This window comes from Tatumella sp. UBA2305 (genome assembly GCF_002345795.1).
GTDB classification, from domain to species: domain Bacteria; phylum Pseudomonadota; class Gammaproteobacteria; order Enterobacterales; family Enterobacteriaceae; genus Tatumella; species Tatumella morbirosei.
On the sequence record NZ_DDVT01000017.1, the window covers coordinates 91,169 to 110,857 of the forward strand.

16 protein-coding genes and 1 riboswitch are annotated in these 19,689 nt (G+C 51.3%); of the genes, 11 read left to right on the forward strand and 5 right to left on the reverse strand.

Translation table 11 applies throughout. From position 1 onward, the window contains the following. Nucleotides 1-5 precede the first annotated feature (5 nt). Entirely contained in the window at nt 6-2,846 is a 2,841-nt protein-coding gene (gene glnE / locus B3Z23_RS10725; protein WP_294909331.1) for a bifunctional [glutamate--ammonia ligase]-adenylyl-L-tyrosine phosphorylase/[glutamate--ammonia-ligase] adenylyltransferase, read from the forward strand. A gap of 182 nt (nt 2,847-3,028) precedes the next feature. Beyond that, the gene (hldE, locus tag B3Z23_RS10730; protein ID WP_294909333.1) at nt 3,029-4,459 is read left to right on the forward strand and encodes a bifunctional D-glycero-beta-D-manno-heptose-7-phosphate kinase/D-glycero-beta-D-manno-heptose 1-phosphate adenylyltransferase HldE; all 1,431 of its coding nucleotides are present in this window, start codon (nt 3,029-3,031) and stop codon (nt 4,457-4,459) included. A gap of 48 nt (nt 4,460-4,507) precedes the next feature. On the opposite strand, the gene ubiK is transcribed toward hldE, so the two are convergent. Continuing rightward, entirely contained in the window at nt 4,508-4,804 is a 297-nt protein-coding gene (ubiK, locus tag B3Z23_RS10735) for a ubiquinone biosynthesis accessory factor UbiK (RefSeq protein WP_294909335.1), read from the reverse strand. Nucleotides 4,805-4,986: 182 nt separating this feature from the next. Further along, a riboswitch (FMN riboswitch) is annotated at nt 4,987-5,135 on the forward strand. A 106-nt stretch (nt 5,136-5,241) separates the two neighbouring features. Between ubiK and ribB the strand changes: the two genes are divergently transcribed. Together ribB and ygiD are read left to right on the forward strand one after the other, a co-directional pair. After that, nucleotides 5,242-5,898 carry a 3,4-dihydroxy-2-butanone-4-phosphate synthase gene (ribB, locus tag B3Z23_RS10740; protein WP_294909337.1) on the forward strand — a complete coding sequence of 219 codons (657 nt, stop codon included), beginning with the start codon at nt 5,242-5,244 and terminating at the stop codon, nt 5,896-5,898. Between the two features lie 198 nt (nt 5,899-6,096). Then, on the forward strand, nt 6,097-6,882 hold the full coding sequence (gene ygiD / locus B3Z23_RS10745) for a 4,5-DOPA dioxygenase extradiol (protein WP_294909426.1): 786 nt from the start codon (nt 6,097-6,099) through the stop codon (nt 6,880-6,882). A gap of 48 nt (nt 6,883-6,930) precedes the next feature. Here the strand turns inward: ygiD and B3Z23_RS10750 are convergent, their stop codons facing one another. The 3 genes from B3Z23_RS10750 to tolC all read right to left on the reverse strand — a co-directional run bounded on the left by B3Z23_RS10750 (nt 6,931) and on the right by tolC (nt 10,372). Beyond that, nucleotides 6,931-8,091: a glutathionylspermidine synthase family protein gene (locus tag B3Z23_RS10750; RefSeq protein ID WP_294909339.1), complete on the reverse strand. Its 1,161-nt coding sequence runs from the start codon at nt 8,089-8,091 to the stop codon at nt 6,931-6,933. 8 nt (nt 8,092-8,099) lie between these two features. Beyond that, entirely contained in the window at nt 8,100-8,759 is a 660-nt protein-coding gene (locus B3Z23_RS10755) for a DUF1190 family protein (RefSeq protein WP_294909341.1), read from the reverse strand. A gap of 140 nt (nt 8,760-8,899) precedes the next feature. Next, nucleotides 8,900-10,372, reverse strand: coding sequence for an outer membrane channel protein TolC (tolC, locus tag B3Z23_RS10760; protein ID WP_294909343.1), 1,473 nt, complete (start codon nt 10,370-10,372; stop codon nt 8,900-8,902). A gap of 221 nt (nt 10,373-10,593) precedes the next feature. Here tolC and nudF point away from each other — a divergent pair, with 221 nt between their 5' ends. From nudF to parE, 5 genes are read left to right on the forward strand one after another with little or no spacing between them, the layout of a single operon-like run. Continuing rightward, on the forward strand, nt 10,594-11,229 hold the full coding sequence (nudF, locus tag B3Z23_RS10765) for an ADP-ribose diphosphatase (RefSeq protein WP_294909345.1): 636 nt from the start codon (nt 10,594-10,596) through the stop codon (nt 11,227-11,229). After that, complete coding sequence (locus B3Z23_RS10770; RefSeq protein WP_294909347.1) at nt 11,226-11,651, forward strand: DUF1249 family protein; 426 nt, start codon at nt 11,226-11,228, stop codon at nt 11,649-11,651. Before nudF ends, B3Z23_RS10770 begins: the two co-directional genes overlap by 4 nt. Nucleotides 11,652-11,682: 31 nt before the next feature. Next, nucleotides 11,683-12,510, forward strand: coding sequence for a 3',5'-cyclic-AMP phosphodiesterase (gene cpdA, locus B3Z23_RS10775; protein WP_294909349.1), 828 nt, complete (start codon nt 11,683-11,685; stop codon nt 12,508-12,510). A 3-nt stretch (nt 12,511-12,513) separates the two neighbouring features. Next, nucleotides 12,514-13,095 (forward strand): esterase YqiA, encoded by a 582-nt coding sequence (yqiA, locus tag B3Z23_RS10780; RefSeq protein ID WP_038017707.1) that lies wholly within the window; start codon nt 12,514-12,516, stop codon nt 13,093-13,095. A gap of 45 nt (nt 13,096-13,140) precedes the next feature. Continuing rightward, a complete protein-coding gene (gene parE, locus B3Z23_RS10785) occupies nt 13,141-15,036 on the forward strand; it encodes a DNA topoisomerase IV subunit B (RefSeq protein WP_294909352.1) in 1,896 nt (631 codons plus the stop codon). An 86-nt stretch (nt 15,037-15,122) separates the two neighbouring features. Here parE and B3Z23_RS10790 read toward each other — a convergent pair whose 3' ends face one another. Next, on the reverse strand, nt 15,123-16,040 hold the full coding sequence (locus B3Z23_RS10790; RefSeq protein ID WP_294909353.1) for a DMT family transporter: 918 nt from the start codon (nt 16,038-16,040) through the stop codon (nt 15,123-15,125). A 289-nt stretch (nt 16,041-16,329) separates the two neighbouring features. Between B3Z23_RS10790 and B3Z23_RS10795 the strand changes: the two genes are divergently transcribed. Both B3Z23_RS10795 and B3Z23_RS10800 read left to right on the forward strand, forming a co-directional pair. Then, nucleotides 16,330-18,633 (forward strand): TonB-dependent siderophore receptor, encoded by a 2,304-nt coding sequence (locus B3Z23_RS10795; protein WP_294909428.1) that lies wholly within the window; start codon nt 16,330-16,332, stop codon nt 18,631-18,633. A 114-nt stretch (nt 18,634-18,747) separates the two neighbouring features. Further along, nucleotides 18,748-19,671: an alpha/beta hydrolase gene (locus B3Z23_RS10800; RefSeq protein WP_294909355.1), complete on the forward strand. Its 924-nt coding sequence runs from the start codon at nt 18,748-18,750 to the stop codon at nt 19,669-19,671. The last annotated feature ends 18 nt before the right edge of the window (nt 19,672-19,689 follow it).

Consider the following 19,689-nt stretch of genomic DNA (forward strand, 5'->3'; position numbering starts at 1 on the left):
AGTCTATGTTGCCGTTACCTTTGTTAATGAAACAACACACCCAAAAAGTGGCAGAACTACTCGAACTGCCGGTAGTCTCCCTGAGCGGGCCGGAATCTGCAGCACTGGCTTTCAGCGATTTTATTGCCGAAAACCTGCAACAACATCCTGAATGGCGCGCTAAATTACAGCAACATCCCCCGCAGGCTAATGAGTGGCAACACTATGCCGTCTGGCTTAAACAGTGGCTGGAGGGTGCTGACAGTGAAGCCGGGATGATGAAGGCGCTACGTCTTTTTCGGCGCTATATGATGGTGCGGATTGGCTGGATGCAATGTTTGTCTCTGGCAGAGACTGAACAGAGCCTGCTACAGCTCAGTGAGCTGGCTGAGGTATTAATCATCGCTAGCAGGGACTGGTGTTATCACCAGTGCTGCCTTGACTGGGGCACGCCCTGTAATGCTGACGGGGTGGAACAGCCGCTCTATATCCTGGGAATGGGCAAGCTTGGCGGACGTGAACTGAATTTTTCCTCAGATATTGATTTGATTTTTGCATGGCCGGAGAACGGGGTTACCCGTGGCGGAAGGCGCGAGCTGGACAATACTCAGTTTTTTACCCGTATGGGGCAACGGCTGATAAAAATGTTGGACCAGCAAACTATCGATGGTTTTGTCTACCGGGTCGATATGCGGCTACGGCCGTTTGGCGACAGCGGCCCGCTGGTCATGAGTTATGCGGCCCTGGAGGATTACTACCAGGAACAAGGACGGGACTGGGAACGCTATGCAATGGTCAAAGCCCGCATCATGGGGCCTGCGGATGATCAGGGCTATCAGGAACTTCAACAAATGTTACGGCCGTTTATCTACCGCCGCTATATCGATTTTAGCGTTATTCAGTCTCTGCGGACCATGAAGAGCATGATAGCCCGCGAGGTCAGGCGCCGTGGGCTGTCAGATAACATAAAACTGGGGGCCGGCGGGATTCGCGAATGCGAATTTATCGTGCAGGTATTCCAGTTAATCCGTGGCGGGCGTGAGCGTTCACTCCAGCAGCGCTCCTGGCTGGCGGCGCTGGAAGCCATTGCCGGACTGGGCTTGCTACCCCCGTTGCAGGTCAGTCAGTTACGGGATGCCTGGTGCTGGTTACGCCGGCTGGAAAACCTGTTGCAAAGTATTAATGATGAGCAGACGCAGACCCTGCCGTCTGCTGCTCTGGATCGTGAACGTCTGGCCTGGGCGATGAATGAAAACGATTGGGTGGGTCTGAGTAGCCGGCTGGCAGAGCACATGGAACGGGTGCGAACGATATTTAATGATTTAATTGGCGAAGATGTGCCTGAAGCGGCAGAACAGTCGGAACTCAGTGATTACAGTGAACTGTGGCTCGGCGATTATCAGCCCGGGGAGTTAGCACCGCTGACCCCAGAGCTGAATGATCAACAGCGACAGCGCCTGCTCAGAGAATTGCAGGATTTTCGCAACGATGTAGCCCGTCGGACTATCGGCCCCCGCGGTCGTCTGGCGTTAGATCAGCTGATGCCACGGCTGCTTTCCGGACTGTGTAGCAATTCGCAGGCTGATGAGACACTGCACCGGCTAATCCCGTTACTGACGGGAGTATTGACCCGCAGTACTTATCTGGAATTACTGACCGAATATCCTGCCGCGTTATCTCACCTGATACGTCTGTGTGCGGCTTCACCTATGGTGGCCGATCAACTGGCCCGTCATCCGCTGTTGCTGGATGAGTTACTTGACCCTGCAACGCTGTATCAGCCAACCGCCACCGATGCTTATCGTGATGAACTGCGTCAGTATCTGATGCGCATTCCGGTGGACGATGAAGAGCAACAACTGGAAGCATTGCGCCAGTTTAAACTGACACAACAGTTGCGAATTGCCGCGGCCGATCTCGCCAGAACACTGCCGGTCATGAAAGTGAGTGATCACCTTACCTGGCTGGCTGAGGCCATTCTGGAAACCGTGGTACAACAGGCCTGGAACATGATGGTGGCTCGTTATGGCAGGCCTTCACATCTCAGTGATCAGCAGCAACGCGGCTTTGCCGTCGTCGGGTACGGTAAACTGGGCGGGCTTGAGCTGGGCTACAGTTCCGATCTGGATCTGGTTTTTTTGCATGACAGCCCGGACACTTCGTATACCGACGGAGAGCGCAGTATTGATAGTCGTCAGTTCTATCTGAGGTTGGCCCAGCGGGTGATGCATTTATTCAGCACCCGAACTGCCTCTGGTATTTTATACGAGGTCGATGCCAGGCTCCGTCCGTCCGGAGCTGCCGGTATGCTGGTCAGCACCTGTGATGCTTTTCGTCAGTATCAACTGGAAGAAGCCTGGACCTGGGAACATCAGGCACTGGTGCGGGCCCGGGTGGTTTTTGGCGAGCCGTCGCTGGCAAACCACTTTAACGATATCCGGCGCGAAGTATTGACCCGGGCGAGAGATCCACAGCAGCTGCAAAACGAAGTACGTGAAATGCGTGAAAAAATGCGCCAGCACCTCGGCAATAAGCATAAGGGTCGCTGGGATATTAAAGCCGATAGCGGTGGGATTACCGATATTGAGTTTATTGCCCAGTATCTGGTTCTGCGTTATGCCGCCGGACAACCTGCACTGACCCGCTGGCCGGATAACGTGCGGATTTTTGAAGCCATGGCCGGGGGGGGGATTATGCCGGAACCGGAGGCGGCGGAACTTACCACGACTTATGTCACCTTGCGGGATACCCTGCACCATCTGGCATTGCAGTCGTTACCCGGACATGTGGACCCGCAAATCTTTGAACAGCAGCGTCAGATTGTCCGTCAGAGCTGGCAGCACTGGCTGGAGCAACCTGCGGAGTGAAACCAGGAACCTGTTTGAATAATGGCAACTTTTTAAGCTTGTTGTTGCCTTAACTGAGAATTATTCTGCCGGCTGTATTGCCTGGCCGGCCAGATTGTTTGCAGATAACCACTCCTGACGGGTGTTTATGTTATTATCGGCAAAATTTTTTAGTCTGGTTTACACGCTCTGGAGTCGCTGGAATGAAAGTAACGCTGCCTGATTTTGGCCGTGCGGGTGTATTGGTAATTGGTGACGTTATGTTAGATCGTTACTGGTATGGGCCGACACAACGAATATCTCCTGAAGCCCCTGTGCCTGTGGTTAAAGTCGAAACTATCGAAGAACGTCCCGGGGGGGCTGCCAACGTGGCTATGAATATCGCCGCGCTGGGCACGTCGTCACGCCTGATCGGGTTGACCGGGGCCGATGAGGCCGCACAAACCTTATCCCGTACCCTCGAAAATGTGAATGTTGGCTGTGATTTTGTCGAAGTCAGTACACATCCGACGATCACTAAATTACGAATTCTTTCAAGAAATCAGCAGCTTATTCGCCTTGATTTTGAAGAGGGATTCGACAGTATCGATCCCGAACCCATTAATCAGCAGATGCGATCCACTGTCGGCAGTGTTGGCGCGGTAGTATTGTCTGATTATGCAAAAGGCGCACTGTCGGATGTACAGACACTGATTGGTATTGCCCGTGATGCCGGGGTTCCGGTACTGATTGACCCGAAAGGCACCGATTTTGAGCGTTATCGCGGCGCCACACTGTTGACACCTAATCTGTCTGAGTTTGAAGCCGTCGCCGGTAAATGTCGCGATGTTGACGATATTGTACAACGTGGCATGGCGCTGCTGAGCGACTATGAGCTGTCGGCACTGCTGGTGACCCGCTCAGAAAACGGTATGACACTGCTTCAGCCGGGTAAAGAGCCGGTACATTTACCGACCCTGGCGCAGGAAGTTTATGATGTGACAGGGGCGGGAGATACAGTGATCGGTGTGCTGGCTGCCGCACTGGCGGCGGGTTGTTCACTGGAAGATGCCTGCTTCCTGGCCAATGCGGGAGCGGGTGTGGTGGTGGGTAAACTGGGCACTTCTACTGTCAGCCCGGTCGAACTGGAAAATGCGATTCATGCCCGGCCAGACAGTGGTTTTGGGGTGATGGACGAACAGCAACTGAAAGCGGCTGTTGAACAGGCCCGGGCCCGTGGTGAGAAGGTGGTGATGACTAACGGCGTGTTTGATATTTTGCATGCCGGGCATGTCTCTTACCTGGCAAATGCCCGTCAACTGGGTGACCGGCTGATTGTTGCGGTTAACAGTGATGCTTCCACCCGCCGTCTGAAGGGCGACAGCCGTCCGGTCAACCCGTTGATTAACCGGATGATTGTACTGGGAGCGCTGGAAGCGGTGGACTGGGTGGTATCTTTTGAAGAGGATACGCCACAACGCCTGATCAGCGAAATTTTACCGGATTTACTGGTGAAAGGGGGAGATTATAAGCCTGAACAGGTGGCCGGAGGCCAGGAGGTGGTGGCAAATGGCGGCGAGGTCCGGATTCTGAATTTCGAAGATGGAATTTCCACCACTAATATCATCAAAACCATCACGAGCCGTTCATCCTGATAAGGACAGGCACTGCGGAAGTTGAGACTCCCGCAGTGCATTCATAGATTACGCTTCGCTATCGGTGGGTGCTGACGGCTTAGCGGCTGGCGTGCTCGCCGGGGCGGCCGCAGCCTCCAGAGCGTTAAGACGTTGTTCCAGCGCAGCCAGTTTTTCCCGGGTCCGCAGTAAGACCTGAGTCTGAACATCAAATTCTTCGCGATTGACCAAATCCATACGTCCCAGCTGCGCCTGGAGTACCTGACGAATTTTTTTCTCGACATCATCGCCTAAGTTACGGATCCCCTGTGGCATAGCATCCTGTACCTGACGGGCGAGCTGTTCAATTTTTTTAGTATCAATCATGACCGGTTCCTGTAGTTGTCGCCCGAAAGCGAATGAGGCGCTGTCGGTGGCGCCCCCTGGATAACTTAAGTGTAATGCCTCTGTCGGAAACGGGAAACCTATTAATTAAACCGCAGGATCTGTTAATAACTTTTAGTCGCCAGGTGATTGCCGTTTTTAACATTTGGGGATATAGTGATTTTGCTTATTCTCAGGGCGGGGCGAAATTCCCCACCGGCGGTAAATCAGTTTTCACTGAAAGCCCGCGAGCGCTTCAGCCTCTGGCTGAAGGTCAGCAGATCCGGTGTAATTCCGGGGCCGACGGTTAGAGTCCGGATGGGAGAGGGTAACGATACATTAGTGAGCCTGACCGGTTCTTACCGTTATTTTTTGTCTTACTGACATTCCTCCTAAGCTGCCCTGGTTCTGGTAACATTTATCATATAAGGGTTTTTACCATGAATCAGACTCTTCTTTCTGAATTTGGCACGCCTGAACAGCGTGTAGAACGTGCTTTTGCGGCACTCCGTGAAAATCGCGGTGTGATGGTGCTTGATGACGAAAACCGCGAAAATGAAGCGGATATGGTTTTCGCGGCAGAAACCATGACTGTTGAACAGATGGCTCTGACCATTCGTCATGGCAGTGGTATTGTTTGCCTGTGCATGACCGAACAGCGTCGTCGCCAGCTCGATTTGCCCATGATGGTTGATAACAACACCAGCCCTTACGGCACGGGTTTTACTGTGACCATTGAAGCTGCACAGGGCGTAACCACGGGTGTGTCTGCTAAAGACCGTATCACGACCGTACGTGCCGCAGTGGCTGATGATGCCCAACCTTCTGATCTGAACCGTCCTGGTCATGTGTTCCCGTTACGTGCCCGCGAAGGTGGTGTCCTGACACGTGGCGGACATACTGAAGCGACGATTGATCTGGTCCGTCTGGCCGGATTTAAAGCGATGGGTGTACTGTGCGAACTGACCAATGATGATGGTTCAATGGCCCGGGCGCCGGAAGCCATTGTGTTTGCTAAACAGCACAACATGCCGGTAGTCACTATTGAGGATTTGATTGCCTGGCGTCAGCAGCACGATAATCGCCAGGCCGTCTGAATACCGTCCCTGCACTCAGTTTTCTGAAAGCTGGCAGAGTCTGCCAGCTTTTTTTATGCCTGCCAGCCTGTCATCTCACCGGCTTTCTGCCCGTCGTTCAAAATCTCTGAATATGATCATCATTATCCACCCGGTGTGTTCCCTGTAAAAAAGAGTATTTTGTCACTCATGAGTAATCTGATTTTGCGGAGAAAAATGATGACGGGTTCACGTATGCCGGTTCTGTTTTTAGGGCACGGCAGCCCAATGAATGTGCTGGAAGATAATCGTTATACACAATGCTGGCAGGCGCTGGGGCAACAGTTACCCCGGCCAAAAGCCATTCTGGCGATTTCTGCCCACTGGTATACCCGTGGCACAGCAGTGACCGCGATGGAAAAGCCCCGGACTATCCATGACTTTGGGGGATTCCCGCAGGCATTATTTGACACAATGTATAATGCGCCCGGATCTCCGGAACTGGCAGAGCAGGTCGCGGAGTTGTTGTCACCGGTACCCGTGATTATGGACCACGACTGGGGCCTGGACCATGGTTCCTGGGGCGTGTTAATCAAAATGTATCCGGACGCGTCGATTCCGGTTGTTCAGCTAAGTATTGATGGTACACAACCGGCTGAATACCATTATGAGCTGGGACAGAAACTGGCGACATTACGCTCACAGGGTGTGATGATTGTGGCCAGTGGCAATGTGGTACATAACCTGCGCAAAGCTCGCTGGGGTGGTGGTGATGAAGCTTACCCCTGGGCCGAATCTTTTAATGATTATGTGCGGGAAAATCTGCAGTGGCAGGGGAGTCCGGCACAACATCCGTTAGTGAATTTTATGCAGCATGACGGTGCCGCCTTATCGAATCCTTCGGTTGAGCACTACCTGCCACTGCTGTATGTGCTGGGCGCAGCGACACCGGAAGATAAAATTTCTGTACCGGTTGACGGCATTGAAATGGGGTCGTTAAGTATGTTGTCAGTGCTGGTGGAATAACCGGCCGGCATTACAGGGGACAAAAAGCGTTGTCCCCTGTAAAGGGGTTTAGCTGGTAAAGAAATGTGGATAAAACCGTGACAGATCCTGAGTAATCAGCTGTTTATCTTCACGCAGGCCAATACCTGCGGGCTCATCATCAATCAGCCAGCTTCCGATGACTGTGTGGTTATCACCGAACACCGGTAACGGATGATATTGCTGAATGATCGATCCTTCTTCACCATAGGGGCCGTCAGCACCGGCAATTTCACGACCGTGTTCGATGATCCTGATATTGGCACCTTCGCGGGAAAACAGGGGTTTCACCACATATTTTTCCGGAAGCGGCGGATTATCTTCACAGAACCATGCGGGCAGCAGATTAGGGTGCCCGGGAAACATCTCCCAAAGCAGTGGCAGAATAGCTTTGTTCGAGATAATACTTTTCCATGCCGGTTCCAGCCAGCGCACCCCGGCATCAGCCAGTTTCATGGAAAAAGATTCACGGAACATAAACTCCCAGGGATAGAGTTTAAACAGATTACTGATCACCTGATCCTGCATATCGGTGAACTGACCTTTTTCGCCAAGCCCGATATCGTCGATATACAAAAATTCATTCGGCAGTCCGGCTTCTGTTGCACAATCCTGTAAATACTGGATGGTTGCGCGATCTTCACTGGTATCCCGGCAGCAGCTCAGATGCAGGTAATTAATACCTGATTGCTGATGCAACTGCGCAAACCGATCGATGAGCTTTTCCTGCAGACTGTTAAACTGATCACTGCCTGCGGGTAGCAGCCCTGCGGCAGACTGATCTTCCAGCCAGATCCACTGGAAAAATGCCGCTTCATACAATGAAGTCGGGGTATCGGCATTATTTTCCAGCAGTTTAGCATCACCGCTGCCACTCCAGGCCAGATCGAGTCGGGAATAGAGCGATGGCTGGCGGCTATGCCATGATTCGGTTACGAATTCCCGGACATGCTTAGGAATGCGGAATTTATCCAGCAGTTGATCACTGCCAATCACTCTCTCAACCGCCTGCAGACACATCTGATGCAGCTCTGCCGTGACACTTTCCAGATATTCAATCTGTGACAGGCTAAACTGATAACAGGCTTCTTCACTCCAGTAGGGTTCGCCATACATGGTGTGAAAATTAAAACCATACTCTTCGGCTTTACGGCGCCAGTCCGGCCGTTCTGCAATGCTAACTCGTTGCATAATCTGGATTAGCCCCCGAATGAACGGGAAGTACTGCGACCTGCCGGAGCGGCATTCTGCCGTTGCATGGTATTTTGTCGCGCCACAGACTCACCAAATCCGCCACGGGTAATGGTTGTCGTGGTGGCGGGTTTGGGGGCCATAGCGCTTTTCGGCACGGTGGCAGTACGGCCGGCCGCTGCCGGACCATAGGATTTGCCGGCAGCATCGACAAACTGGCCATTCGCCGGACTCGCCGGATTACGCGGGGTAAACAGTGGCTGCGCCATGCCTCCACCCATCATTCGACCCATCATGTAACCTGCCATCAGTGGCATCCAGAAACTGCCACTTTGCTGTGGCTCGGCGGCGGTAGATGCCTGAGCCGGCGCCTGCTGGCACTGGTTTTCACCGAAGTCGGCCACGCAGTCTTCACGGCTGGCATATTTAGGTGCCGTCCGGGCGGCTTCTTTGACCGCATTGTTATAGGCCACGCTGCATTGAGCTTGCTGGCCCGGGTTGGCCGAACTGCATTGATCGGCGTTCATGTACATTGTGACTTTTTCATCTTTTTGTTCGCAGCCACTGAGCAGTACAACTGCCGAAATGGCAACTGCAACCGGCGTCAGATGGCGCGCCTGCCAGCTTTTACGAAAAGCAGCATGCCGGATATTTTTTGTCCGTTTCATTTTATTTTTCCATAGCCCAAAGGTCAGGAATAAGGATAGGGGAAGGTCGGTTAAAAATGAAGCGGCAGGGCCGGTGATACGGGGATCTTTACGTTGCTATACATAGATTTGCCGGGGAGGGGGCCCCGGCAAATTCAGAACTATTGGCGGAAAGGATTTCCGCTGTGGCGGGCAGCCCGGGTTTGGCGTGCTGCCGCAGGGGTGGCTTTTGCCGGGGTATCAGCCCCATCGGCATAAGCTTCCTGTTGCGGGTTTTCCGGGGCAACCACATCCGGGGATGTCGGTACTGGTTTACCTAGCTGTGAATTTAATACCGCCAGATCCTGTTCATTCAGGGTACCCAGCGCATATTTAATATTCAGCTGATTAATCATATAGCTGTAGCGCGCATCGGAAAGCTGCTGCTTGGCATTATACAAGGTGGTGGTGGCATCCAGTACATCAACAATCGTACGGGTACCCACCTGATAGCCGGCTTCCATCGCATCCAGTGAGCTTTGCGCAGAAACCACCGCCTGTTTATAAGCGTTAATACTGCTGATAGAAGCATTAACGTTGTTAAACGAAGAACGTACGGTCTGAATTGCTGAACGATGAGCAGCTTCCAGTTTTTCGCTGGCTCCGGCAAAATTATACTCAGCCTGTTTGACCTGCGAGGTGACTGCACCGCCGCTATACAGAGGTATGGACAGGCTCAGGCCAATCTGATTGTTGCCGGTGATATTGTTATCCGTAGAGCTGGTAGTATTGGCATACTTACCACCATATCGGGTATTGGACAGGCCGGTCGAAGCGGTCAGACCCAGCGTTGGCATGTGTCCGGCTTCCGCAGATTTAATCTCTTCACGGGCTAAATCCTGGGTCAGACGGGCAGATAACAAGGTCAGGTTGTGATTATCCGCTTGTTTAAGCAGCGCATTAATGGTTTCAGGACGCTGAGTTCTGAATACACCCACATTCAGTGAGGCCAGTGCGTTATAATCATTGCCTGTCACCTGACGCAATGCTTCCATCATATTGTCGAGATTATTACGGGCGGTGACTTCATTGGCCAGAACCGCATCATATTGTGCGCGGGCGTTTTGCACATCCGTAATCGCGACCAGGCCAACATTAAACCGTTGGGTCGTCTGGTCGAGTTCACGGTAAATAGATTGCTTTTGTGCTTCAGTATATGAAAGTGTATCAATGGCATTCAGCACATTAAAATAGGCTGTTGCTGTATTCAGTATCAGATCCTGTTGGGCAACCTGATAGGTCACATCCTGAATTCCTGCTGTTTTTTCCTGAAGTGTTAACGCGCGCCATTTCGACATATCAAAAATAGTCTGGGTTAACTGCAGTGATGCACTGACTGCATTTGAGTGCAGACCGCTGCCATCACGGTACCCGCTATTGAAAGCGTAATCGCCGCCCAAACCTAACTGAGGTAATAACGGGCTGCGTGATTCATTGATTTTCTCAAACGCGGCATCACGATCGGCAGCAGCACTGCGCAGGTCCGGGTTAGTTGCCCTGGCCTGTTGGTAAACCTGAAGTAAATCTTCGGCCTGGCTAAGCTGAGAAAAGCCGGCAAGACTCAGGCTAATAAGAACGGGGAGCAATTTTTTCATTTGCATTCCTTGTATTGCAGCGAAATTGCATAAATGGTGCTGTCGGGAGCCAAAAAATAATCAGCGATTCTAGCAGAGTAAGATGGCATCTTAAGTTGGCTGAACGTGCCTTCTGCTCCGGATCATGCGAAATAAAGGACTGAATTCCCCGCAACGGGGTGTAACAATTACAGTATATAACTTTACATCAGCTTGTCAGTAAAGGTTCTCAGGAGTCAACGATGCAAAAATTATCACCTTCTCCGGTTATTTTCGGCCGCAGTGATGTCGAAATTATTACCAGAGACCCGGTTTATAACGGTTTCTTCTCTTTAGTAAAATACCGCTTTCGTCATCGACTGTATGGCGGAGGAATGAGTGGGGTGGTGACACGTGAAGTCCTGGAACGTGGTAATGCTGTCGTATTAATGCTGTATGATGTATACCGCGATCAACTGGTTCTGACAGAACAAATCCGTATTCCTGCCTATGACAATTCAGTAACCCCCTGGTTACTGGAGATGGTGGCGGGTATGAAAGAACCCGGGGAGTCCGATGAAGATGTTGCCCGCCGCGAAGCACAGGAAGAAGCCGGATTGACCGTTGGCCGGATTAAACCTGTGCTAAATTATCTTTCAAGCCCCGGAGGAACCAGTGAACGAATTTCGATAATGGTCGGAGAAGTGGATGCCAGCCAGGCAACCGGATATCACGGGCTGGAGGAAGAGAATGAGGATATTCTGGTTCGGGTGGTGAGCCGGGGACAGGCTTATCAATGGGTAGAAGAGGGGATTATAGATAACGCAGCCTCAGTTATTGCTTTGCAATGGCTGGAACTGCACTACAAAAGACTGAAACAAGAGTGGACAACCACATGAGACAACGTTACACCCCGGATTTTCCTGAGATGATGCGCCTTAACGAGACAAATTACGCTCAGTTGCGTCGTTTGTTACCGCGTGACGAACAGGAAGGTGCCACAGTTACCTATCAGATTAATGGTGCCAGATACCGTCTGACCATTGAAGAATCAACGCGTTACACAACCAGAGTCAATATCAGCCAGATAGCCCCGGCGGTAAGTTACTGGAGTCTGCCGGCGATGTCTGTCAGACTTTATCATGATGCTATGGTTGCGGAAGTGTGTTCAACTCAACAGATCTACCGTTTTAAAGCACGCTATGATTACCCGAATAAAAAATTGCATCAGCGTGATGAAAAACATCAGATAAACCAGTTTCTTGCCGAATGGCTACGTTATTGCCTGATTTACGGTGCAATGGCTGAGGCCGTATATTAAAGAATAATGGTGTACTCACTAAGGATTTGCCTTGGATAATGTGTTAGTCCCCGGGATTGCTGACGATTTGCAGATCAAAGTGCTGCAAATCACCGACACGCATTTGTTTAAGGGAAAAAATGAAACTCTGCTGGGGGTCAATACCTGGTCGGGTTATCAGGCTGTGCTGGATGCGGTCATCGCCTCGCAACAGCATTACGATCTGATTATTGCCACCGGCGATCTGTCGCAGGACCATTCTGTGGAGGCCTACCAGCATTTTGCGGAGGGTATCCAACGCCTGCCCGCGCCTTGTGTATGGCTGCCCGGAAACCACGATTTTCAGCCGGCAATGTACGATACCCTGGCGAAAGCCGGTATCAGCCAGTCTAAACATGTGTTGCTCGGTAATCGCTGGCAGATGCTGTTGCTGGACAGCCAGGTCTATGGCGTTCCTCATGGTATGCTGAGTGAGTTTCAACTGGAATGGCTGGAAAAAGCGCTGGCGGCTTACCCCGACAGAGATACCGTGATTCTGTTACACCATCATCCTGTGGCATCAGGTTGCAGTTGGCTGGATCAGCACAGCTTACGTAATTCTCATCAGTTGGATATGATTCTGCAAAAATATCCCCGGGCAGCAACCCTGCTTTGCGGCCATATTCATCAGGAAATGGACGAGATTTGGCAGGGCCGCCGGGTGCTGGCAACGCCTTCAACCTGTGTGCAGTTCAAACCCCATTGTTCAGGATTCACTATCGATTCTGTCGCTCCGGGCTGGCGCTGGCTGACACTGGGAGCCGATGGGCAGTTGGCGACGCAGGTGTGTCGTCTGAATACCCGCGAATTTCTGCCAGATATGGAATCGGAAGGATATTAACTAATGTCCACCTTGCTCTATTTGCATGGTTTTAACAGCTCTCCTCGTTCAGCAAAAGCCACCCTGTTACAGCAATGGATTCAGCAGCACCATCCGGAAATTACTCTGCTGATCCCACAGTTGCCCGCGTATCCGGATGAAGCAGCATTGCTGCTGGAGGAACTGGTGATGCAACATGCCGGGCGTCCGTTGGGTATTGTCGGATCTTCGCTGGGGGGATTTTATGCGACCTGGTTGTCACAATGTTTTATGCTACCGGCGGTGGTGATTAACCCGGCGACCCGGCCTTTTGAACTGCTGGAAGATTTTCTCGGCGACAACCGGAACCCATACACAGGGCAAGATTATGTGTTAGAGTCTCGCCATATCTATGATCTGAAGGTGATGCATATTGATCCCCTTGAGGCTCCGGACCTGCTCTGGCTGTTATTGCAGACCGGAGATGAGGTCCTCGATTATCGCGTCGCACTGGAGTATTACTCCGCCTGCCGGCAGACCATCGAGGAAGGGGGCGATCATGCCTTCCAGGGCATTGATCGCTATTTTGCGCAGCTTATTGATTTCCTGGGGATAGCCAGCGAGTAACTTCGCATCCGGCTAACAAAATTCAGAACTAACGAAAAGAGAACGATGACTCAATCAAGTTATAACGCGGATGCTATTGAGGTACTGACCGGGCTGGAGCCCGTTCGTCGGCGCCCCGGCATGTATACGGATACCACGCGTCCTAACCACCTTGGGCAGGAAGTCATCGATAACAGTATCGATGAAGCACTGGCCGGACACGCCAAACGTGTGGAAGTAATCCTGCATGCTGATCAGTCACTGGAAGTGATTGATGACGGACGAGGAATGCCGGTGGATATTCACCCTGAAGAAGGTGTGCCGGCGATTGAATTAATTTTTTGCCGGTTGCATGCCGGGGGTAAGTTCTCTAACAAAAACTATCAGTTCTCAGGTGGCCTGCATGGCGTAGGGATCTCGGTAGTGAATGCGTTATCGACCCGTGTTGAAGTGGCGGTGCGTCGTAATGGCGAAGTGTATGAAATGGCGTTTGAAAACGGCGAGAAAGTCGAAGATCTGCGGGTTACCGGCACGGTCGGGCGTCGTAACAGTGGTACCCGTGTGCACTTCTGGCCCGATGCGTCGTTCTTTGACAGCCCGCGTTTTTCAGTCTCACGCCTGACTCATCTGCTAAAAGCCAAAGCCGTACTCTGCCCTGGCGTGGAGATTATTTTCCGCGATAAAGCCAACAATACTGAGCAACGCTGGTGTTACCAGGACGGGCTGACAGATTATCTGAAAGAAGCGGTGGATGGCCTGCTGACATTACCCGAACAACCCTTTGTCGGCAGTTTTTCCGGCGATACCGAAGCGGTTGACTGGGCCTTACTCTGGCTGCCGGAAGGTGGAGAATTACTGACAGAAAGCTATGTTAACCTGATACCGACGATGCAAGGCGGAACCCATGTCAACGGGCTGCGTCAGGGACTGCTGGATGCGATGCGCAATTTCTGCGAATACCGGAATATTTTGCCGCGCGGAGTCAAACTCTCGGCAGAAGATATCTGGGACCGTTGTGCCTATGTGTTGTCGGTAAAAATGCAGGATCCGCAGTTTGCCGGACAGACCAAAGAGCGTCTCTCTTCCCGGCAGACGGCAGCCTTTGTGTCCGGAGTGGTGAAAGATGCCTTTAGCCTGTGGCTGAACCAGAATGTCCAGCTGGCAGAACAACTGGCAGAGATGGCTATTGCCAGCGCCCAGCGGCGGATGCGGGCGGCGAAAAAGGTGGTACGTAAGAAAATTACCAGTGGTCCGGCACTGCCTGGCAAACTGGCCGACTGCACCGCGCAGGATTTGAACAAAACCGAACTGTTCCTGGTCGAGGGTGATTCCGCAGGAGGCTCTGCGAAACAGGCCCGCGATCGGGAGTATCAGGCCATTATGCCGTTGAAAGGCAAGATACTGAATACCTGGGAAGTCTCTTCGGATGAAGTGCTGGCTTCGCAGGAAGTTCATGATATTTCTGTAGCCATCGGTATCGATCCGGACAGCGAAGATCTCAGCCTGCTACGCTACGGTAAGATTTGTATCCTGGCCGATGCCGATTCTGACGGGCTGCATATTGCCACCTTACTGTGCGCGCTGTTCGTTCGTCATTTCCGTTCGCTGGTAAAAGGGGGTCATGTCTATGTTGCCATGCCTCCCTTGTACCGTATCGATCTTGGCAAAGAAGTCTACTATGCGCTGGATGAAGACGAGAAAGCCGGGGTTCTGGAACAACTGAAACGTAAACGCGGTAAGGTCAACGTCCAGCGCTTTAAAGGCCTGGGTGAGATGAATCCGCTGCAGTTACGGGAAACGACTCTTGATCCTAATACCCGCCGCCTGGTCCAACTGACCGTTGATGACGATGATGTGGATGAAACTCTCAAAGTCATGGATATGTTACTGGCGAAAAAACGTTCAGAAGACCGCCGTAACTGGTTGCAGGAGCGCGGTGATAAAGTTGACATCGAAGTCTAGTGACTGACGGCAGGCTATACGCCTGCCGGTAATCTCTTTTCGGCCTTACCTCTGTAGAATCAACCTTTCCCTGTGAGATGACGGAGTTACAGCTCAGTTAAGGTGGTTTTTGCCCGCTGTCTGTCCGGTGCTAAGGTAATAAATATTACCGACAGAATAATCAGCAGCGATCCTGTCCAGTCAGCCACGCCAAAAGATACTCCCAGTATTAATACTGACAGTATTGTACTGCTCAGAGGTTCAGCACAGCTCAGGATGCTGGCATTTTGGCTGCCGGTCAGAAAGGCACCTTTCAGGAACAGGCTGAAAGTTAAGGCGGTTCCTACCAGCACCAGATATCCCAACGCCAGCCAGCCAGTGGTATCCAGCTGCCCAAGGTGAAGTCCCGGCAGGCAAAACGGAACCAGACAGCCTCCGGCAATCAGCATACTGATTCCGACCACCGGTAAGGTACCGAACTGGCGGATCAGTTTTGACGAGTAAGATGAGTTAAATGCCGCTGCGCCGGCAGAAATTAATCCCCAGATGAGCCCCCATACCGGAAGTTGTAATGAGGACAGATCACCGTGAGTCGCCATTAATAGCGTACCTGCCAGCGAAGTCAGTACAGCGATAAAAGTCATCAGCCCAGGCAAGGTTCGCTTGCTGAACATGGTATACAACACCAGCACCACCGGGGCCAGAAACTGTAATACCGTCGCCGTTGCCGCATTGGTTTTCTGAATCGTGATAAGAAAAGAGAGCTGGACCAGCAGGGTACCAAAGACACTGAAAATCAGCAGTCGTTTGAAGGAAGTAGCTTCGCGGAACATGGCCAACGGATGATTGCCTTGTAATATTCCAAGCAAGGTCAGCAGCAGACCGGCAGCCAGCAGGCGGAGCATTGTCATTCCGCCGGCACTGAAATGATATGATTCAAAAAGATACTGGGCACAGACTCCTGAGCTTCCCCACAGCGTGGCGGCGAGTAAAACCAGATAGATACCCTGTCGGGATGTATTCATTGCAACCTTAAATTCTACGGACACTTGTCGCTAAAATTGTGGGTCATTCTATTTGTAATAAATTATGTATTCCAATAAAAAAATGACTAAATTATCGGAGTTTATTGATCATTTATTAATGAAAAATGGCTCAATAGACCCGTAGTCACGGAGAATATCACCTTTGCCTGAGGCAGGATGAAGCGCTTTACGATTTTCTTACGTTTGTATTTCAGAGTGTTATTGAAATCAATAATGATTCTCATTACTATTTGTGTTCAATAATAATACACCACAATTTTACTCCTCTATGGCAAATAACTCATTGAAATACTCGCTGCTGGCATCGCTGGTAGCAGGCAGTTTTATTATCCCTGTATCTGAAGCAGCCGATACTTTGGATCAAAATTCCACACAAAACACCGCAGCAGCAGTGACAAAACCGGCCTCTCCTGAAACCAAACACGCATCCGCTCCTGAAGCGAAGAAAGAAGATGGATCCACCATAGTAGTGACCGGGCGGGTACAGACCTTACAGGCGCCGGGAGTCTCGATCATCGATCAGGAAGCTATCAAAAAACATCCCATTCAGCGCGATGTATCTGAAATTATCCGTACCATGCCTGGCGTTAACCTGACGGGCAACTCTACCAGTGGTCAGCGCGGTAACAACCGACAGATTGATATCCGTGGTATGGGACCGGAAAATACTCTGATCCTTATCGACGGTATGCCGGTCAGCAGCAAGAACTCCGTACGTTATGGCTGGCGTGGCGAACGTGATACTCGTGGCGACAGCAACTGGGTGCCTCCGGAGATGATCGATCATATCGAAGTTATTCGCGGGCCTGCTGCAGCTATGTATGGAAATGGAGCTATGGGCGGGGTAGTGAATATTGTCACTAAACCGACCGGTAAAACCTGGCATGGTAGCTTTAACAGTTATTACAACGTACCGGAACACAAACAGGAAGGCGCGACCAAACGTGAAAACTTCGACCTGAGTGGCGGGCTGACCGATAACCTGACGATGCGTCTGTACGGTAACTGGAGTAAGACCCAGGCCGATGGTCAGAATATAAACGACGGCCATTCCGCAGAACGTACCGGGAAATATGCAGGTCAGGTTCCGGCGGGCCGTGAAGGGGTCATCAACAAAAATATTAACGGTGTGCTGCGCTGGGAATTTGCCCCGATGCAGGCGCTGGAACTAGATGCTGGCTACAGCCGTCAGGGTAACCTGTATGCCGGAGATACCCAGAATACTAACAGTTCAACTCTGACCAAAGCTTACTACGGTAAGGCAACCAACATTATTTATCGCCAGACTCTGGCGCTGAAATATACCGGTGCCTGGGATAATGGTGTCACCACCAATAACTACATCCAGTTCGAGAAAACCCGTAATACCCGCCTGAAAGAAGGTTTATCCGGCGGCCTGGAAGGGCTGTTTTCGAGCACCGATGAAGGTTTCGCCACCATTAATCTGAATGATACCAATGTCCACTCGGATATTAACATTCCGATCAATGGCTGGGTGCAGCAAAACCTGACTTTTGGCGCTGAATTTAACCATCAGGCGATGAAGGATCCGACGTCGAATTCCTATACCGCGACGTCAGAAATTGACGGAGTCTCTGAAACCAACCGAAGTAAATACAGCTCGGCGAATATCTGGGGTATCTATACCGAAGATAATATCGACCTGACCGATTCAACCCGTCTCACGCCAGGAGTGCGTTTTAACCATCAGTCTTATACCGGCAGTAATGTCAGTCCGTCTCTGAATTTGTCTCAGGATCTGGGTGATGACTTCACTCTGAAGATGGGGATTGCGCGTGCATGGAAAGCGCCAAATCTTTACCAGACCAACCCGAACTACCTGCTGTACAGCAATGGCAACGGTTGTTATGACACAGGGTCTACTTGCTACCTGCAGGGTAATAAAAACCTGAAGGCTGAAACCAGCATCAATAAAGAAATTGGGATTGAATACCATCACGATGGTGTTCAGGCCGGTCTGACCTGGTACCGCAACGATTACCGTAACAAGATCCAGGCCGGTACCACCTCTTCGTACTACAACGGTACTTCAAATGTTTATCAGTGGGCCAATGTACCTAAGTCACTGGTGGAGGGACTGGAAGGTACCCTTAACTTCCCGATCAGTGATAGCGTGACGATGAATAACAACTTCACCTATATCATTGCGAATGAGAATAAATCTACCGGTGATTATCTGTCGATTATTCCTAAATTTACTATCAACTCTACTCTGGACTGGCAGGCGACCAATGACCTGGCTGTTCAGGGGACCATGACCTGGTATGGCAGACAAAAACCGCAAAAATATAATACTCAGGGAGTCGCTACTTCCGGCACAGAAACCTGGCAGGTGAATCCTTATGCGGTATTTGGATTTAGCGCAGTCTACAGTGTGAATAAAAATGTGGATGTGACTGCAGGTATCGATAACCTGCTGGATAAACGTCACTACCGTGAGGGTAATGCCTTAACTTCCGGAGCCAGTGGAACTTACGCTTATGGAGCCGGTGCCCGGACCTATAATGAGTCAGGACGTACTTACTACATGGAACTGGGAATGCACTTCTGATAATCAGTACAACAGGGCGGCGTTCTGTTGCCCTGATTTTCGCTGACTGTCTGACAGAGTTAACCCGATACCACCGTTTTTTGCCGGCGGTATGACGATTGGAGAAAGATGTTGATGAATGTTTCTGGCCGCAGACTGACTGGCTACAAGACTCTGATATCGCTGATCTGTATTAGCGGTTGGTTAGTTGGCACCTGCTCTGTGGCAAATGCCAGACCCAATATGGCCCCGTTGGGACCTAACATTGCTGACAAAGGTTCGGCAGTCTACCACTTCAGGATGAACAGTTTCGATTCGGCAGATGGACAGCGACATTACAGGGTGTGGACTGCGATTCCTGATAAAATACCGCCGTTGAAAGGGTATCCCGTGCTGTATATGCTGGACGGTAACTCAGTGATGGATAAGCTCTCTGAACCGCTGCTGGAAAAACTGTCACAACATAACCCACCGGTGATTGTAGCGGTCGGTTATCAGACCGACCTGCCATTCGATCTTAACGCCCGGACCTACGACTATACCCCTGAGGCGTCCGGGGACGGAAGATCCCTGCAACAGATGAGCCGTGGCAGACCCACCGGCGGGAGTCTGGTGTTTCGTAAATTGCTGGAAGATACCATCGCACCGCAGGCAGAAAAAGGTCTGCCACTGAATACCGCGCAACGTGGGGTCTGGGGACACTCATTTGCCGGACTATGGGTGTTGGACTCGTATGTTAATTCGGATTTCTTTCATCAGTATTATTCCGCCAGTCCATCGCTGGGGCAGATGGACTTTAGCCTGCTGACACAGATGACGTCACTTCCGGCTGAACAGCTGCGGGATAAACAACTGTTTCTGATGGAAGGTGATGGCGATCCGCAACGGAAAAATGCGGCACCGGGGAGTGATGTATTGGGTGCGGTCAGCAGAACCGTGACTCAGTTGCATGATAAAGGCGCTGCGGCCAGTTATCTGCTATTCCCCGGGCTGAGCCACGGTCAGATGTTCCCGGCATCTCTGGAACAAGCACTGCTGCGGGTGTCACAGCAGCAATAACCATGGCCGACAGGTCTT

Excerpts from the sequence above, each read along its gene's own strand:
- ubiK (WP_294909335.1), bottom strand. The coding sequence starts at position 4,804 with ATGATTGATACTAAAAAAATTGAACAGCTCGCCCGTCAGGTACAGGAT.
- nudF (WP_294909345.1), top strand. The coding sequence starts at position 10,594 with ATGCAAAAATTATCACCTTCTCCGGTTATTTTCGGCCGCAGTGATGTC.
- B3Z23_RS10770 (WP_294909347.1), top strand. The coding sequence starts at position 11,226 with ATGAGACAACGTTACACCCCGGATTTTCCTGAGATGATGCGCCTTAAC.
- ribB (WP_294909337.1), top strand. The coding sequence starts at position 5,242 with ATGAATCAGACTCTTCTTTCTGAATTTGGCACGCCTGAACAGCGTGTA.
- B3Z23_RS10750 (WP_294909339.1), bottom strand. The coding sequence starts at position 8,091 with ATGCAACGAGTTAGCATTGCAGAACGGCCGGACTGGCGCCGTAAAGCC.
- B3Z23_RS10790 (WP_294909353.1), bottom strand. The coding sequence starts at position 16,040 with ATGAATACATCCCGACAGGGTATCTATCTGGTTTTACTCGCCGCCACG.
- glnE (WP_294909331.1), top strand. The coding sequence starts at position 6 with ATGTTGCCGTTACCTTTGTTAATGAAACAACACACCCAAAAAGTGGCA.
- B3Z23_RS10795 (WP_294909428.1), top strand. The coding sequence starts at position 16,330 with ATGGCAAATAACTCATTGAAATACTCGCTGCTGGCATCGCTGGTAGCA.
- hldE (WP_294909333.1), top strand. The coding sequence starts at position 3,029 with ATGAAAGTAACGCTGCCTGATTTTGGCCGTGCGGGTGTATTGGTAATT.
- yqiA (WP_038017707.1), top strand. The coding sequence starts at position 12,514 with ATGTCCACCTTGCTCTATTTGCATGGTTTTAACAGCTCTCCTCGTTCA.
- B3Z23_RS10755 (WP_294909341.1), bottom strand. The coding sequence starts at position 8,759 with ATGAAACGGACAAAAAATATCCGGCATGCTGCTTTTCGTAAAAGCTGG.
- B3Z23_RS10800 (WP_294909355.1), top strand. The coding sequence starts at position 18,748 with ATGAATGTTTCTGGCCGCAGACTGACTGGCTACAAGACTCTGATATCG.
- ygiD (WP_294909426.1), top strand. The coding sequence starts at position 6,097 with ATGACGGGTTCACGTATGCCGGTTCTGTTTTTAGGGCACGGCAGCCCA.
- parE (WP_294909352.1), top strand. The coding sequence starts at position 13,141 with ATGACTCAATCAAGTTATAACGCGGATGCTATTGAGGTACTGACCGGG.
- tolC (WP_294909343.1), bottom strand. The coding sequence starts at position 10,372 with ATGAAAAAATTGCTCCCCGTTCTTATTAGCCTGAGTCTTGCCGGCTTT.